We start from the raw sequence: 16,776 nt of genomic DNA on the forward strand, positions 1-16,776 counted from the left end.
CCTGACGGGCCGGTCGCGAGGCGGCAGTGTTGCGGCTTGGCAGCCTAGCAGCCGGCCGTCTCAGGGTCAGGACTTGACATGGGATCGGTCGCGATCGCGTCCAGCAGGTTCAGGACGGGTTCGCGCATCGCGCCGCGCACCGGCGCGAAGCTGCGGCGGTGCTCCGGGCAGGGGCCGTGTTCGGCCAGCGCGGCCAGGTGCTGCGGCGTCGAGTAGCCCTTGTGCTGGTCGAAGCCGTACTGCGGGAAGCGCGCGTGCATCTCGACCATCAGCGCGTCGCGATGGGTCTTGGCGAGGATGGACGCGGCCATGATCGACCGACAGCGCGCGTCGCCGCCCACCCAGGCCTCGCCCGGGCAGCACAGGCCCTTGGGCACCACGTTGCCGTCGATGCGGGCGAGGTCCGCGGCGTGGCGCACCGCCTCCACGCACTGGCGCATGCCGAGCATGGTGGCGTGGAAGATGTTCAGGCGGTCGATCGTGTCGACGTCGATCACCGCCACGTGCCAGGCCAGCGCGCGCTCGCGGATGCGGATCGCGAGCACGTCGCGGCGGTCCGCGTCGAGCTGCTTGGAATCGTTGAGGCCGTTGATCGGCGTGCGGCCGGGCGCGAACACGACGGCCGCGACCACCACGGGCCCGGCGAGCGGGCCGCGGCCGGCCTCGTCCACGCCGGCAATGCGCTGCGGCGCGGGGGGCACGGCGATGTCGAGGACGAGCTGCGGCGCGGAATCAGCCATGCCGCGAGGATACGACCTCGGCGATGGCCTCGGCCGCGCGCGCTGACGCATCGCGACGCAGTTCGCGATGCAGGTTCATGAACCGGGGCGCGAGCTCGGCCGCGGCCAAGGGATCGCGGAACCAGTGCAGGACCGCATCGGCAAGCTTCGCGGGCGTACAGTCGGCCTGCATGAGCTCCGGCACCACCTCGTCGCCCGCGAGGATGTTCGGCAACGCGTAGCGGCTGACCTTGAGCATGCCGAGGCCCTTCACCAGTCGATAGGTCGACGCCGCGACCTTGTAGGCCACCACCATCGGCCGCTTGGCGAGCATGCCTTCGAGAGTGGCGGTGCCGGAGGCCAGCAGTACGACGTCGCTCGCGATCATCAGGGTGCGTGCGCGGCCGTCGATGACGGTCAGCGCATCGGCTAGCGCGTCGCGTGCCGGCGATGCCGCGAGCACGCGCTCGAAGGTTTCGCGGGCGCGACGGTCCGCCATCGGCGCGACAACGCGGAGGTCGGGCATCGCCTGGCGTACGCGGGCGGCGGCTTCGAGGAAATCGGCGCCGAGACGTTCGATCTCGCCGGTTCGCGAGCCCGGTAGCAGTGCGAGCACCGGCGTGTCGTCAGGCAGGCCCAGCGCGGTGCGGGCCGCGGCGCGATCGGGCTCCAGGGGCATTTCGTCGGCCAGCGGATGCCCGACGAAGCGCGCATCCACGCCGTGCTTGGCGTAGATCGCCGGCTCCATCGGGAACAGGCAGAGCACGCGGTCGGCCGAGCGCCCGATCTTCGCCGCGCGCCCCTCGCGCCAGGCCCAGACCGACGGGCTGACGTAGTGCACCGTCGGGATGCCGCGTCGCTTGAGCCAGCGCTCGACCGGAAGGTTGAAATCGGGTGCGTCGATGCCGACGAACACGTCCGGCCGCCAGTCGAGCAGGCGCCTGCGCAGTTCGCGGCGCAGACGTAGCAGGCGCGGGAGGTGGCGTAGCACCTCGGCGAGGCCCATCACCGCGAGTTCGCCCGCATCCCACCACGCATCGAGGCCGGCGGCGCGCATGCGGTCGCCGCCGATGCCGGCGAACTGCGCGTCGGGGAAACGCGCACGCAGCGCGTCCACCAAGCCTGCGCCCAAGAGATCGCCGGAAGCTTCGCCGGCAACGATCGCGATACGGACGGGGCGATGGGCGGCCATCGCGGACGCACCCTCGGCGATTCCCGTCAGCGGCAGCCCGGACACGGCGCGTTCGCCGCGAGTGTTCGTAACCGGCGTGTCCTCACCCACGACGTGCGCCGCTCAGCGCAGCAGCGGCCGCTCGCCGCTGTCGACGAAATCGAGCAGCAGGCGCACGTCCTCGCTGTCGCCTGCAATTTCGGCGAGCTTGCTGCGTGCGTCCTCCAGCGAGCCGCCGGCGACGTAGAGCGCGCGGTAGGCACGCTTGATCGCGGCGATGCGCGTCGCGTCGAAGCCGCGGCGCTTGAGGCCCTCCGCATTGATGCCGCGCGGCCGGCCGTAGTCTTCCTGCGCGACCATCACGAAAGGCGGTACGTCGCCGTTGACGAACGCGCCCATTCCCACGAACGCGTGCGCGCCGATGCGGCAGAACTGGTGGACGCCCGCGAACCCGCTGAGGATGACGTGGTCGCCCACGGTCACGTGCCCGGCGAGCGTGGCGTTGTTCGAGAACACGCAGTCGTTGCCGACGACGCAGTCGTGCGCGACGTGCACGTAGGCGAGCAGCCAGTTGCGATCGCCGAGGCGGGTCACGCCGCCACCGCTGCCGGTGCCGCGGTTGAGCGTCACGAATTCGCGGAACGTGTTGTCGTCGCCGATCACCAGCTCGACACGCTCGCCGGCGAACTTCTTGTCCTGCGGCTCGCCGCCCACCGCGCAATGCCCGACGAAGCGGTTGCGGCGGCCGATGCGCGTCGGCCCGGTGACGCTGCAGTGCGCGCCGAACGTGGTGCCGTCGCCGACCTCGACGTCGTCGCCGATGTAGCAGAACGGCCCGACGACGACGTCGTCGCCCAGCCGCGCGCCGGCCTCGACGACCGCGCTGGGGTGCACGCGCGTCGTCATGTCAGCCCTGCGCCTCGGCGCAGAGGATCTCAGCGCAAGCGACGACTTCGCCATCCACGCGCGCGACCGCGCCGTACATCGCCATGTTGCGGATCACGCGCTTGAGCTCGACCTCGAGCTCGAGGCGATCGCCCGGCACCACCTGCTTCATGAACTTCGCGCCGTCCACCTTGACCAGGTAGAACAGCTTCTCGCCCGCGCGCTCGTTCCCTTCCGACTGCGCCGTGAGCGTGGTCAGCAGGCCGCCGGCCTGCGCCATCGCTTCCACGATCAGCACGCCCGGCATCACCGGATTGCCCGGGAAATGCCCGGTGAAGCACGGCTCGTTGGCGGTGATGTTCTTGAACGCGAGGATGCGCTTGCGCGGCTCGAACTCGACGACGCGGTCGACCAGCAGGAACGGATAGCGATGCGGCAGGAGCTTCTCGATGCCGCGGACGTCGACGGGGAGCTGCACGGTCTGGTTCATTCGGGACCTGCGTAGCGGCCGGAAGGGCCGTTGCGGAAGCCGGCAATGATACGGCGCACCGCGCGATCAGTCCCGGCGCGCGCGGAACAGCCGATCCAGCTGGCGGAAGCGGGCGGCATTCCGGCGCCAGCTGCGATTGTCCATCAGCGGGGTGCCCGAGGAGTATTCGCCCGGCTCGCGGATCGAATGGGTCACCAGGCTCATCGCCGTGATCACCACCTTGTCGCAGATTTCGATGTGGCCGACGATGCCCGCCGCGCCACCGATCAGGCAGTAGCGCCCGATCCGCGCGCTGCCCGCTACCGCCACGCAGCCGGCGATCGCCGTATGCGCGCCGATGCGGACGTTGTGGCCGATCTGGATCTGGTTGTCGAGGCGTACGTCCTCCTCGAGCACGGTGTCGTCGATCGCGCCGCGGTCGATGGTGGTGTTGGCGCCGATCTCGCAGTCGTCACCGACCACCACGCCGCCCAGCTGCGGCACCTTGAGCCAGGCGCCGTGCTCCATCGCGATGCCGAAGCCGTCGGCGCCCAGCACCGCGCCGGGATGGACGAGCACGCGCTCGCCGAGGCGCACGCGCGTCACCAGGGTGACACGCGCGACGAGCCGAGCGCCGGCGCCCACGAGGCAGTCCTCGCCGATCACGCAGCCGGGGCCGACGTAGGCGCCCGCGCCGATCACCGAGCGCGTACCGATGCTGACGTGCGGGCCGATGTGTGCGCTCGGGTCGACCGTCGCGCTTGCATCCACGACCGCGCTGGGATGGGCACCCGCCGGCGCCTCCGGCTGCGACTCGAACAATGCGGCGATGCGCGCATAGGCCGAGTAGGGATCGCGCGCAACCAGCGCCGTGCCGGGCGCGGCGTCCGCGTCGGCGGCACCCAGCACCACGATGCCCGCACGCGTGGTCGCGAGCTGGCCACGGTACTTGGAATTGGAGAGGAACGTCAGCCGGTCGGGCGTCGCCTCGGCGATCGTCGCCACGCCGCGCACGCTCGTGCCCGCGTCGCCGCGGAGTTCCAAGCCGAAACGGCCGGCGAGGTCGCCGGCCGTGTAGGTCCTGCATTCCGCAGCGCTCATCGCCGCGTCAGAACACGCCGCCGAAGGTGAACTGCAGGCGCTCGAGCTCGTCGCCCTCCTTCTTGCGGAGCGGGTACGAGTAGCTGATCGAGATCGGGCCCATCGGCGAACGCCACATGACGGCGAGGCCAGTGGACGCGCGCAGCTCGTTGGCGTCGAAATCGTCGCGGCTGCCGAACACGTTGCCCACGTCGACGAACGCCGAGACGCGCGCGGCCGGGCTGTTGATCAGCGTCGGGAAGAACATCTCCACCGAGCCCACCGTCTTCACCGAGCCGCCGATCGGCTGCAGGTAGCTCGAGCCGGTAGCCGCGGCGCGCGGGCCCAGCGTGTTGTCGGCGAAGCCGCGCACCGAGCGCACGCCACCGGCGTAGAAGTTCTCGAAGAACGGCAGGCCGCGGGCCGTGAGCGTCTTGCGGTAGTCCGGCGACGTGGTGAGGCAGGGCTCGGTCGGATCCGGGCCCGGCGTGTAGGTATCCGGCACGCCGTCGCCATTCGCGTCGGAGATCGTGCCCGGGGTGAAGCAGACGTTGCGCACGAAATCGTCGCCGTAGCTGTCGCCATAGCCCAGCTCGCCACGCGTGTTCAGCACGAGGTGGCGGTTCAGGCGCCAGAACTTGGAGATCTCGTAGTTGAGCTTGTAGTACTCGACCGTCGAGCCCGGCAGCGCGACCTCCGCGGTGAAGCGCTGCAGCATGCCGGTGTTCGGCGTCAGCAGGTTGTCGAGCGTGTTGCGCGCCCAACCGATCTGGCCGCGCAGCGTGTGGAACGTGCGGTTGCCGACGGCGTCGATGTAGTCGACCAGCGGATCCGGCGTGCTGCCGCGCGTGGCGAAGATCTCGTTCGAGTCGACGCCCAGCAGCGCGGTGACGGTATCCGTCTCGGTGATCGGGATGCCGACCACGACCTGGCCGGCGCCGCTGGTCGAGCTGTACTGCGCGGTGCCGAAGTCGGAGTAGTCGTACTCGCGCCACCACAGGTTGTAGCCGAGCGAGATGCCGCTGTCGGTGAAATACGGATTGACGAACGAGAAATCGTAGCGCTGCAGGTAGGAGTTGCGGTTCGCCTGCACCGACACGCGGTTACCCGTGCCGAGGAAGTTGTTCTGCGACAGCTGGATCTGCGTGGTCACGCCGCTGAGCTGCGAATAGCCCAGGCCGAAGACGAAGCTGCCCGACGTCGTCTCCTTGACGTTGACGACCACGTCGACCTGGTCGGACGTGCCCGGCACCGGCTGCGTGTCGACGTCGACGCTCTCGAAGAAGCCCAGGCCCTGCAGGCGGATCTTCGAGCGGTCGAGCGCGGCCTGCGAGTACCAGCTGCTTTCGAACTGGCGCATCTCGCGGCGCAGCACCTCGTCGGAGGTGCGCGCGTTGCCCTTGAACACGATGCGGCGCACGTTGACGCGCGGGCCCGGCACCACCTGGAAGTTGATGCCGACGGTCTTGTTCTCGCGATCGACGTCCGGAATGGCGTTGACCTGCGCGAACGCGTAGCCGATGTTGCCGAGCGTCGCGGTGATCGAGTCTGACGTCGCCTCGAGCAGGCGGCGCGAGAAGATCTGGCCCTCGCGCACGAATACGCGGCGCTGGATCTCTTCCTTCGGCAGCACGGTATCGCCGCTGACGTCGACCTTCGAGACCTTGTACTGCTCACCCTCGGTCAGACCCGCGGTGATGAACATGTCCTGCCGGTTCGGGCTGATCTCGACCTGCGTGCTGTCGACGCTGAAGTCGACGTAGCCGCGGTCGAGGTAGAACGAGTTGAGCTTCTCGAGGTCGCCGGAGAGCTTCTCGCGCGAGTACTGGTCGTCGCGCTTGTACCAGCTCTTCCAGTTCGTCTCGCGCGACTCCCAGCTGTCGCGCAGGTCGTCTTCCTCGAACTTCTCGTTGCCGACTAGGTTGATGTGGCGGATGCGCGCGGCGGCGCCTTCCTTGATCGCGATGGTGACGTCGACGCGGTTGCGGTCGAGGCGCGCGACCGTCGGCGTGATCTCGACGTTGTACTTGCCGCGGTTGTTGTACTGGCGCGTCAGCTCCTGCGTCACGCGGTCGAGCGCGAGGCGGTCGAAGGTGCCGCCCTCGGAGAGGCCGATGTCGTTCAGACCCTTGGTAAGGTCGTCGGTCTTGATGTCCTTGTTGCCGGTCAGCGTGAGCTTGTTGATCGCCGGGCGCTCGGTGACCGCCACGACGAGGATGTCGCCCTGGCGCTCGACGCGCACGTCTTCGAAGAAACCGGTCTTGTAGAGCGCGCGGATCGCGTCGGCGACCTTGGCCGAGTCGACGGTGTCGCCGCGCTCGACCGGGAGGTAGGTGAACACCGTGCCGGCCGAGATGCGCTGCAGGCCGTCGACACGGATGTCGCTGACGGTGAACGGCGCGAAGGCCTCGGCCAGTGCGGAGGTCACCGGGGCTGCCGCCATCGCGGACGCGAGGGCGAGGGCGAGCAGGCGGCGGGGCAGGGGTCGCGTCATCATCACGTCCGGTTGGATCCGAAGAGGGGGAGCGCCGCAGGCGGGCGCGGTGCGGACGGGAATCGTCAGCGCACCAGGTTGTTCACGATGTCGTTGTAGAACGCCAGACCCATCAGCCCGACGATGACCGCCAGCCCGACGAACTGGCCGGCGGCCATGGCGCGTTCGCTGACCGGGCTGCCTTTGATCAGCTCGATAAGGTAATACAGCAGGTGACCGCCATCCAATATCGGCACCGGCAGCAGGTTCAGGATGGCCAGGCTCAACGAGAGCATGGCGAGCATCGACAGGAACCAGGCCGGGCCATGCGCAGCGAAGGCATTGGCCGCGCGCGCGATGGTGATCGGACCCGCCACGGTGTTGCGCACGTCGACCCGGCCGGTGAAAGCGCGACCCAGCATCGCCACGAGCTCGCGGGTCTGGTGCGCGGCCTCGCTGGCGGCGGCGGGGATGGCGTCGATCGGGCCGTAGCGCAGCACGGCATCGGGGACCGGTTCCTGGACCGCCGCCGGCGCGGTACCGAGGGTCCAACGCGCGCCGCCGCCGTCCCTGGGGTCGACCCAGGCCGGCTTGAGCGGGAACGCGAGGCGCTCGCCGTCGCGCTGCACCTCGATCATCGCGGCCTCGCCCGTCTTGCCCAGGGCCTGCACCAGCGGCGACAGGTCGCTCCAGGCGCGCACGGGGCGGCCGTCGAGGGCGGTAATCACGTCGCCCGCGCGCAGCGCCTGGGCGGCGGGCGAACCCGGGCTCACCTCACCGACCCGCGCGGGCAGCAACAGGTGATCGGGCAGGATGCCGGCCGCGAGCGCGGCGCGGCGCTCGTCGATCGTGGCGGGCAGCCGCGACAGGCGCACCGTGCGCGTCGCCTCGGCGCCCTGCGCGGTCCGAATTCTAACGTCGACGTCGCGGCGGTCGAGCGCGGCGGGCACGAGCGCGAGCTCGGCCTCGGTCCAGGTCGGGGTTTCGCGATCGCCGATGGCGAGGATCACGTCGCCCGGATGCAGCCCCGCTGCGGCGGCGAGGCCTTCGGCGCGGCCGATGGTCGGAACGAAGTCGGGGCGGCCGATCACGAACATGCCCCAGAGCAGCGCCACGCACAGAATCAGGTTCGCCACCGGGCCCGCGGCGACGATCGCCATGCGCTGCCAGATCGGCTTGCGGTTGAAGGCGAGATGCAGCTCGGCGGGGGCGACGTCGCCCTCGCGCTCATCAAGCATCTTCACGTAGCCGCCGAGCGGAAGCGCCGCGACCACGTATTCGGTGCCGTCGGCCGCGGTGCGCTTCCATAGCGGCTTGCCGAAACCGATCGAGAAACGGAGCACCCGCACGCCGCAGCGCCGCGCCACCCAGTAATGCCCGAACTCGTGGAAGGTCACGAGGATGCCGAGGCTGACGATCAGCCACCAGATCGATCCGAGCAACTCGTTCAAAGGGGACTCCGGGGCGGCGATAGGGCCGCTGATGCTGACCCCGGCAGAGGCCAAAGGTTCAGTTCCGCGGCGATCGTCGCTGATCGGCGTCCGGCTTCGGTGAACGGCAGGCGACGCTCGCTCATGCCCGGCGCCCGATCGCGAACGTGACATGCGCGCGGGCGCGGCCGTCGGCCTCGCGCAGCGCGTCCAGGCCGGCCTCGGCGGCGGGAAGCGCCGCGAGCGCGTCCTCGACCAGCGCCGGAATGTCGAGAAAGCCGATCCGACCCGACAGGAACGCATCCACGGCGACTTCGTTGGCGGCGTTCAGCACGGCGGGTGCGGTGCCGCCGGCGCGCAGCGCGTCGAAGGCGAGGCGCAGGCAGGGGAAGGCGTCGAGGTCCGGCGCCTCGAAATCGAGCCGGCCACCCTGGCGCACCAGGTCCAGCCCGGCGACACCCGATTCCAGCCGTTCCGGCCAGCCCAGTCCCACGGCGAGCGCGGTTCGCATATCCGGCAGGCCGAGCTGCGCGAGCGTGGAGCCGTCGACGAACTCGACCAGCGAATGCACCAGGCTCTGCGGATGGACCACCACGTCGATCGCACCCGGCGCGACGCCGAACAGGTGGTGCGCCTCGATGACCTCGAGGCCCTTGTTCATCAGCGTGGCGGAGTCGACCGAGATCTTCGGACCCATGGACCAGCGGGGATGCGCGACCGCCTGCGCCGGGGTGACGTCACGCAGCGATTCGCGCGTGCGGCCGCGGAACGGGCCGCCGGATGCCGTGAGCACGAGCCGGCGCAGCCCGCGGATGTCGCGCGCGGCGCGGCCGTCCTGCGGCGGCAGGCACTGGAAGATCGCGTTGTGTTCGCTGTCGACGGGCACGATCGCCGCGCCGGACTCGCGTGCCGCGGCCATCACCAGCGAGCCGGCGAGAACGAGCGACTCCTTGTTGGCGAGCGCGATGCGCCTTCCGGCGCGCGCGGCGGCCAGCGTGGAATCGAGACCGGCGGCGCCGACAATCGCGGCGACCACGGTGTCGCAGGTATCGCCGGCGACGAGCGCGTCGATCGCGGCCATGCCGGCATGCGGCTGCGTGGACAGGCCCGCGGCGGCGAGGCCGGACTTCAGCGCGTCGAATCGCGCCTCGTCGGCGATCACCGCATGCGCGGGCGCATGCCGTGCGCACAGCTCCAGCAGTGCGTCGACGTTGCGGCCCGCGGCCAGCACGCTGGCCTGCAGGCGGTCGGGGTGGCGCGCGATGACATCGAGCGCGGACGCGCCGATCGAGCCGGTCGCGCCGAGGACGGCGACGCGGCGCATCACAGTCCCAGCAGCGCCTTGCCGAGTGCGAACACGGGCAGGGCGGCGAGCACGGCGTCGATGCGATCGAGCACGCCGCCATGGCCGGGGATCAGCGTGCCCGAGTCCTTCTTGCCGGCATGTCGCTTGAGCAGGCTCTCGAACAGGTCGCCGATCACCGACACGAGGATCGACGCCGCGGCGACCAGCGCGACCTTCGGCAGGTCGCCGGTCGTCGCGCCCGCGAGCAGCGAGAACAGCAGCGCGACGATGGTGCCGACGATCACGCCCCCGGCCAGTCCCTCCAGCGTCTTGTTCGGGCTCACGCGCGGCGCGAGCTTGTGGCGGCCGAGATGGCGACCGGCGAAATAGGCGCCCGTATCGGCAGCCCACACCGCGGCCAGCGAGGTCAGCAGCCAGCGATGGCCGTTATCGCCATCGGCATGCAGCCAGGTGAGCGCGCACCAGGCCGGCACCACCGCCAGCGTACCGGCGGCGAGCTTGACCGCGCGCGCCCACGACTGGTGGTTGCTGCCGAAGTTGTAGCGCCCCAACCAGAACAGCGCGACGAGCCACCAGATGACGCCGATCAGAGAGCCCACCTGGTAGAGCACCAGCGTGCCGCCCTCGCGCGAACGCGATGCCCAGACGATGGCGACCATCAGACCGAGGTTGGCGATCAGCAGTACCCACTTCGCGAGCGAGTCGTCGACTTCGGCGAGGTCGAACCATTCCCATAGGCCGGCGAGGAACACCGCGGCGGCGGCGACCATCATCCAGGGCGTCGGGAGGAACCAGATCGCCGCGATCGCGACGGGAGCCATCACCAGGGCGGCGGCAATGCGGGTACGGGTCATTCGGACGTCTCGGGGTTGCCGGCGACCTGTGCCCCGGTCAGGCCGAATCGGCGTTCACGGCGCGCGTAGTCGTCCAGCGCAGCCTGAAGTGTCGCCGCATCCACGTCCGGCCACAACAAATCGGTGAACCAGAGCTCGGTGTAGGCGAGCTGCCAGAGCAGGAAATTGCTGATGCGCAGCTCGCCGCCGGTACGGATGAACAGGTCGGGCGCGGGCAGCTCGGCGAGTGCGAGGCGCGAAGACAGCAGCGCTTCGTCAACCTGTGCAGGCTCGATGCGTCCCGCAGCCACATCCTCCGCCAGCGAACGCGCGGCCTGCGCGATATCCCAGCGCCCGCCGTAACTCACCGCGATGCTCAGGTGCAGGCGTTCGTTGCGCGCGGTGCGTGCTTCCGCTTCGGTCATGCGGCGACGGATCGCATCGGAAAAACGGGCGCGGTCGCCGATGAAGCGCACGCGCACGCCGCGGCGGTCGAGCTCGTCCACCTCGCGCTCCAGCGCGCCGGTGAAGAGTTTCATAAGCCCGCCGACCTCGTCCTGCGGGCGGTCCCAGTTCTCGCTCGAGAACGCGAACAGCGTCAGCGCTTCGACGCCCTTCTCGAGGCAGAAATCGATGCAGACGTTGACCGCACGCGCGCCCGCCCGATGGCCGATCAGCCGCGGCCGCCGGCGCTTCTGCGCCCAGCGGCCGTTACCGTCCATGATGATGGCGATGTGGCGCGGGATGCGCGCGGCAGGGCGGTCGGCGGCGGTCACGGTCGGGTCGTCGAGGGGCGACGGGACCGCGGACCGGTCCCCTGCGGAAGCGTGGCCGTCAGACGGCCATCAGCTCCTGTTCCTTGGCCTTGACGACCTCGTCGACGTTCTTGATCGCTTCGTCGGTGAGCTTCTGGATGTCCTGCTCGGCGCGCGCGGCATCGTCCTCGGTGATCTGCTTCTCCTTGAGAAGCTCCTTCACCTGGTGGTTCGCGTCGCGGCGGATGTTGCGGATCGCGACCTTCGCGTCCTCGCCACCCGAATGCACCACCTTCGCAAGGTCCCGGCGGCGCTCCTCGGTGAGCGGCGGCAGGTTGAGGCGGATCACCATGCCGGCGGTGTTCGGCGTCAGCCCGAGGTCGGACGCGAGGATCGCCTTCTCGACCGCGCCCACCATCGGCTTCTCCCACGGCGTGATCGTGAGCGAGCGCGCATCGCTGACGGCGACGCTCGCCACCTGCGATAGCGGCACGTCCGAGCCGTAGTAGTTGACCTTGATGTGGTCGACGATGCTGGTCGTGGCGCGACCGGTGCGGATCTTGACGAGGTCGTGGCGGAACGCCTCGACGCTCTTGGCCATGCGTGCCTTGGCGTCGTTCTTGATGTCGTTGAGCATCGCGGGGCTCCGTGAGCGGATTTCGGTCGGCCGCGGATTATAGGGCAGGGCGCGCCGCCGGCCTCAGTGGTGCGGCGCGCGATCGTGCGCATCGTGCTCGCAGGCCGCGCCGTGCTCGACCTGCAGCGTCGGGTGGTTGATGCCGAAGCGCTCGTCCAGCTCGTGGCAGATGCGGTCGAGGAAGGCGTCGTGGTCGTCCACGGCGGGGCGCACCAGGTGTGCGGTCATCGCGATCTCGCCCGCACCCAGCGACCAGATGTGCAGATGGTGCACGGCCTGAACGCCCGGCTGGCTACCCAGGAAGTCGGCAACGTCGGTGCGCTCGATCCGGGCCGGCACGGCATCCATCGCGGCATTGAAGCTCTCGCGAAGCAGGCCGAAGGCGCTGACGGCGACAACGGCGCTGATCAGCAGTGCGGTGGCGGGGTCGAGCCAGCGCCAGCCCAGCGCCCACATGCCGAGGCCGGCCAGCACGGCCGCCAGCGACACGGCCGCGTCGGCCATCAGGTGCAGGAACGCCGCGCGCCGGTTGAGATCGTGCTCGTGGCCCGCGTGCATCAGCTTGGCGGCCAGCAGGTTCACCACGATGCCTACGGCGGCCACGGCCATCACCGGGACCGCCGGGACTTGCGGCGGCGCCCCGAAGCGCTGCACCGCCTCCCATACCAGGGCACCCGCGAATCCGACCAGCAGCAGGGCATTCGCCAGCGGCGACAGCAGCGTCGCGCGTCGCCAGCCGTAGGTATGGGTCGACGTCGGCGCGCGCCGCGCGAGAACCGCCGCGCCCCAGGCCAGCGCGAGACCGGCGACGTCGCCCAGGTTGTGCAGGGCGTCGGAAAGAAGCGCCAGCGAGTCCGTCGCGAAGCCGTACCAGGCTTCGACGGCCGTGTACGCGAGGTTGACCAGCGTGGCGACGGCGAAAGCGCGTGTCGGGTGCGCGTGCACCTCGGAATGGTCGTGGCCGGCGCCCACGGCGGTCAGGCGGCGCTGCGCACCAGCGTGCCGATAGGCTCGCCGTGCAGGATGCGCAGCAGCTGGCCCGGCTGGCTCATGTCGAACACGCGGATCGGCAGCGAGGCGTCGCGGCATAGCGCGAAGGCGGCGGTGTCCATGACCTGCAGGTCGCGGCTCAGCACGTCGTCATAGCTCAGGCTGTCGAAGCGCACGGCGTCCGGATACTTCTTCGGGTCCTTGTCGTAGACGCCATCGACCTTGGTCGCCTTGAGCAGCAGGTCGGCGCCGATCTCGATCGCGCGCAGGGCGGCGCCGGAATCGGTGGTGAAGAACGGATTACCGGTGCCGGCGGCGCAGATCACGATGCGGCCCTTCTCGAGATGCCGGATCGCACGGCGGCGGATGAAGTCCTCGGACACCTGATTGATGCGGATCGCGCTCATCACCCGGCAGCGCGCACCCAGTTTCTCAAGCGCGTCCTGCATGGCCAGCGCGTTGATGATTGTGGCCAGCATGCCCATGTGGTCGCCCGTCACCCGGTCCATGCCCGAGGCCGCGAGGCCCGCGCCGCGGAAGATGTTGCCCCCGCCGATGACCAGCGCGATCTGCGCACCGGCCTGCTGCGCCTCGATGACCTCCTCGGCCAGCCGGCTGATGACCTTTGGATCAATGCCGTAGTCCTCGTCACCCATCAGTGCCTCGCCGGAGAGCTTGAGCAGGACACGGCGGTAGGCGAGGTCGGACATGGGCGGCTCCAAGGGGGGATTCGGACGATTGTAAAACGGCGACCCGCCCCGACCGCGACTTTTGTGCGGTGCGCAAAATGGTTCTGAAAGCGCAAGTGTAAGGGGTCGTTAAATAGTGATATGCATCACAAAAATACATAAATCGTTCGTTAATCGTTGACGTTGCGTGATGACAAAAGTCATGTTCCGTGTGATCGCCGTCCGGCGTTATCCAAAGGAAAGGGGACGATTCGTGGCAAAGAGACAGCAGATGCAGCAGGTGTTCCGTCGCAGCGCACTCACCGTCGCGCTCGGCATGTGCTTCACCGGTCCGGTCCTCGCGCAGAGCGCGTCCGGTAATGTCTTCGGACAGGCAGCCGCTGGCTCGACCGTGGTCGTCGAGAACCCGGCCACCGGCTTCCGCCGCGAGGTTGCCGTCCCGGCCGACGGCGCGTTCCGCATCCCCGCCCTGCAGCCCGGCAACTATCGTGTGACGGTCCGTGACGCCAGTGGCGGCACGCGCGTCCGCGACGTGGTCGTCAATGCCGGCGTCGGTACGTCGATCGACTTCGCCGCGCCCGCGGGCGGCGGCGACGTCACCGCCGATTCGAACTCGCTCGATACCGTTCGCGTCCGCGGCGTCCGCGCCGTCAACCCGATCGACGTCTCGTCCGTCGAATCGACCACGATCCTCACCTCCGAGCAGATCGCGCGCATCCCGGTGCCGCGCGACACCACCGCCGTCGCCCTGCTGGCGCCGGGTACCGTCCGCGGCGACGCGGCCTTCGGCAACCTGGCGTCGTTCGGTGGTTCGTCCGTCGCCGAGAACCAGTACTACGTCAACGGCTTCAACATCACCAACTCGTTCCGCGGCCTGAACTTCTCGCAAGTGCCGTTCGAGGCGATCGCCGAGCAGCAGGTCAAGACCGGTGGCTACGGCGCCGAGTTCGGCCGTTCGCTGGGTGGCGTGATCAACCAGGTCACCAAGCGCGGTACCAACGAGTTCCACGCCGGCGGCAACGTTTTCTATACGCCGTCGAGCCTCAGCGCGCATCCGCGCGACATCTACCAGACCAACGGCGTTCTGCGCTCGGACAACTCGACGGAAGAAGAGTCCTCGGCGACCGCATCGGTCTGGGCGAGCGGCGCGCTGGTGCAGGACAAGCTCTTCGCCTACGGCCTGATTCAGTACAACAAGACCTCCGAAGACGTTTCCAACAACGAGATCGTGGGCGGCGGCACCAGCGAATCCGCGAAGTGGCCGACCTACCTCGTCAAGCTCGACTGGAACATCAACGATTCCAACCTGCTCGAGTTCACGTCGTTCAACGACAAGCGTGAACGCGAGATCGACTCCTACACGGAAGCCGGCACGTATATCGGCACGAACTTCCTGGAGGAGGGCGGTCAGAACCACATCCTTCGTTACACCGGCTATTTCACCGACAACTTCACCCTCTCGGCTCTGTACGGTCATGGCACGTTCTCACGTGCGCAGCACCTGCGTACCGCGACCGGCGCTGACGTTAGCTACGGCGGCAATCTGGCAGTACCGGCGACCGGCTGCCCGATCATCACGGATGCGCGCCCCAAGTACCGCCAGGATCTGACGGGCAAGTACGTGAGTACCTGCAACATCACGGGCGGCGCGATCGAGCGCGGCGATGCGGAGGATACGCGTGACCAGTTCCGCGTCGATGCCGACTGGCAGCTGGGCGACCATCAGATCCGTTTCGGTCTTGACGTCGACAACTACGAGTCTGTCGCAGGCACCTCTAACGAAGGTGGTCGCGTGTGGCGCTACGCGGTAGTCGATCCCAACGGCACCCCGAACAGCGGCGACGAGTTCGATATCGTTCGCGAGCAGATCGTCAACCAGGGCACGACCGTCAAGGTCAAGCAGCACGCCTACTACGTGCAGGACAGCTGGAAGATCACCGACAATTTCATCGCCCAGATCGGCCTACGCTGGGATACGTTCGAGAACCTCAACGGTTTCGACGAGACCTACGTCAAGGTCAAGAACCAGTTCGGCCCGCGCTTGGGCTTCTCGTGGGACGTCAACGGCGACTCGACTTTCAAGGTTTACGGCAACGCGGGTCGCTACGCGCTGCCGCTGACGCCGAGCGTCGCGGTCCGAGGCGCAAGCGCCTCGCTGTTCACGCGCCAGCAGTTCACGTTCACAGGTGTTGACCCGGTTACGGGCGCCCCGCTGGGCATCGTCCCCCGGACGGGCTCGACGGGCCGCCTCCAGTACGTCAACGGCGAATTCGGCGAACCGAAGAACCCGGCGACGATCGCGAGCAGCAACCTTGAGCCCATGTACCAGGACGAGTTCATCCTGGGCTTCCAGAAGGCGCTCAACGAGCACTTCAACGTCGGTGCGCGCGGTATCTACCGCAACCTGAAGACGGCGATCGACGACAACTGTGATTACGCGGCGATCCTCGAGGCCGCCGGCTTCGACGAGAACTTCGAACGTGACGGTCGCGCGGCCGTGCTGCCGGGTGGCGGCTTCCCGTACTGCCGCATGTTCAACCCGGGTGCCGACGCGATCTTCCTGACCGACTTCTTCGACGACGGCGTGCTCGAGAGCACGACGGTGCCGGGTAGCCGTCTTGCGCCGAAGGCCAAGCGCACCTACAAGGCGCTCGAGCTGTTCACCGACGTCACCTACGACAAGTTCTTCCTGCAGGCCTCGTACACGTGGGCGCAGAGCAAGGGCAACACCGAAGGCGGCGTGAAGTCGGACATCGGCCAGCGCGATACCAGCGTCACGCAGGACTTCGACTACTACGAGCTGACCGTCGACACGTACGGCTTCCTGCCGAACGACCGTCGCCACAGCCTCAAGGTGTTCGGCAACTACGAGTTCTCGGACGAGTGGTCGATGGGTGCCAACCTGCTGGTGCAGTCGGGCCGTCCGCTGAACTGCCTCGGTACGCTGACGCTCCCCAGTGGCGCTCTGCATCCGTATGGTGCGGCTTTCATGCGCTGCGACAACAAGCCGGTGCCGCGTGGTACCGCCGGCCGCCTGCCGTGGACGACGAACGTCGATCTTAATATCGCTTACCGTCCCGCGTTCGCGAAGGGCCTGCAATTCAAGGTCGACGTGTTCAACCTGCTCAACAGCCAGAAGGTCACGAGCGTCAGCGAGATTGCTGAAGATGGCTCGACCGGTGCGGACCTCGAGACCTACCTGATGCCGGCCTCGTTCCAGGCGCCGCGTTCGGTCCGCTTCATGGTCCAGTACGACTTCTGATATCTCCAAACGTGAGTCTTGGCGGCCACCGAAAGGTGGCCGTCTTTTTTTTCGCGCTAGGATGGCCGGGGGAGGGC

General features: G+C 68.6%; 14 protein-coding genes. 1 reads left to right on the forward strand and 13 read right to left on the reverse strand.

Translation table 11 applies throughout. From position 1 onward, the window contains the following. Positions 1-44: 44 nt before the first annotated feature. From IE066_RS02830 to pyrH, 13 genes are all read right to left on the reverse strand, one after another. The gene (locus IE066_RS02830) at positions 45-740 is read right to left on the reverse strand and encodes a ribonuclease HII (protein ID WP_189446819.1); all 696 of its coding nucleotides are present in this window, start codon (positions 738-740) and stop codon (positions 45-47) included. Beyond that, entirely contained in the window at positions 733-1,911 is a 1,179-nt protein-coding gene (gene lpxB, locus IE066_RS02835) for a lipid-A-disaccharide synthase (protein ID WP_189448759.1), read from the reverse strand. The genes IE066_RS02830 and lpxB overlap by 8 nt, the downstream gene beginning before the upstream one ends. A 102-nt stretch (positions 1,912-2,013) precedes the next feature. Further along, positions 2,014-2,796 (reverse strand): acyl-ACP--UDP-N-acetylglucosamine O-acyltransferase, encoded by a 783-nt coding sequence (gene lpxA, locus IE066_RS02840; protein WP_189446821.1) that lies wholly within the window; start codon positions 2,794-2,796, stop codon positions 2,014-2,016. A 1-nt stretch (position 2,797) separates the two neighbouring features. Then, a complete protein-coding gene (fabZ, locus tag IE066_RS02845) occupies positions 2,798-3,265 on the reverse strand; it encodes a 3-hydroxyacyl-ACP dehydratase FabZ (RefSeq protein WP_189446823.1) in 468 nt (155 codons plus the stop codon). Between the two features lie 66 nt (positions 3,266-3,331). Continuing rightward, on the reverse strand, positions 3,332-4,345 hold the full coding sequence (gene lpxD / locus IE066_RS02850; protein WP_189446825.1) for a UDP-3-O-(3-hydroxymyristoyl)glucosamine N-acyltransferase: 1,014 nt from the start codon (positions 4,343-4,345) through the stop codon (positions 3,332-3,334). A 7-nt stretch (positions 4,346-4,352) separates the two neighbouring features. Beyond that, positions 4,353-6,818, reverse strand: coding sequence for an outer membrane protein assembly factor BamA (bamA, locus tag IE066_RS02855; RefSeq protein WP_189446827.1), 2,466 nt, complete (start codon positions 6,816-6,818; stop codon positions 4,353-4,355). Positions 6,819-6,883: 65 nt separating this feature from the next. Continuing rightward, positions 6,884-8,248 carry an RIP metalloprotease RseP gene (gene rseP / locus IE066_RS02860; protein WP_189446829.1) on the reverse strand — a complete coding sequence of 455 codons (1,365 nt, stop codon included), beginning with the start codon at positions 8,246-8,248 and terminating at the stop codon, positions 6,884-6,886. A 121-nt stretch (positions 8,249-8,369) separates the two neighbouring features. Next, a complete protein-coding gene (gene dxr, locus IE066_RS02865) occupies positions 8,370-9,551 on the reverse strand; it encodes a 1-deoxy-D-xylulose-5-phosphate reductoisomerase (RefSeq protein ID WP_189446831.1) in 1,182 nt (393 codons plus the stop codon). Continuing rightward, entirely contained in the window at positions 9,551-10,387 is an 837-nt protein-coding gene (locus tag IE066_RS02870) for a phosphatidate cytidylyltransferase (protein ID WP_189446834.1), read from the reverse strand. The genes dxr and IE066_RS02870 overlap by 1 nt, the downstream gene beginning before the upstream one ends. Further along, complete coding sequence (gene uppS, locus IE066_RS02875; RefSeq protein ID WP_268244846.1) at positions 10,384-11,142, reverse strand: polyprenyl diphosphate synthase; 759 nt, start codon at positions 11,140-11,142, stop codon at positions 10,384-10,386. The genes IE066_RS02870 and uppS overlap by 4 nt, the downstream gene beginning before the upstream one ends. A 58-nt stretch (positions 11,143-11,200) precedes the next feature. Further along, positions 11,201-11,758 carry a ribosome recycling factor gene (gene frr, locus IE066_RS02880; protein WP_189446836.1) on the reverse strand — a complete coding sequence of 186 codons (558 nt, stop codon included), beginning with the start codon at positions 11,756-11,758 and terminating at the stop codon, positions 11,201-11,203. Positions 11,759-11,821: 63 nt separating this feature from the next. Then, on the reverse strand, positions 11,822-12,703 hold the full coding sequence (locus IE066_RS02885) for a cation diffusion facilitator family transporter (RefSeq protein ID WP_229790636.1): 882 nt from the start codon (positions 12,701-12,703) through the stop codon (positions 11,822-11,824). Between the two features lie 32 nt (positions 12,704-12,735). Beyond that, the gene (gene pyrH / locus IE066_RS02890; RefSeq protein ID WP_189446840.1) at positions 12,736-13,458 is read right to left on the reverse strand and encodes a UMP kinase; all 723 of its coding nucleotides are present in this window, start codon (positions 13,456-13,458) and stop codon (positions 12,736-12,738) included. 232 nt (positions 13,459-13,690) lie between these two features. On the opposite strand from pyrH, the gene IE066_RS02895 reads away from it, so the two are divergent. After that, complete coding sequence (locus IE066_RS02895; protein ID WP_189446842.1) at positions 13,691-16,699, forward strand: TonB-dependent receptor; 3,009 nt, start codon at positions 13,691-13,693, stop codon at positions 16,697-16,699. Positions 16,700-16,776: the final 77 nt, after the last annotated feature.

This window comes from Cognatilysobacter xinjiangensis (genome assembly GCF_014651995.1).
In the GTDB taxonomy this organism is placed as follows: Bacteria; Pseudomonadota; Gammaproteobacteria; order Xanthomonadales; family Xanthomonadaceae; genus Cognatilysobacter; species Cognatilysobacter xinjiangensis.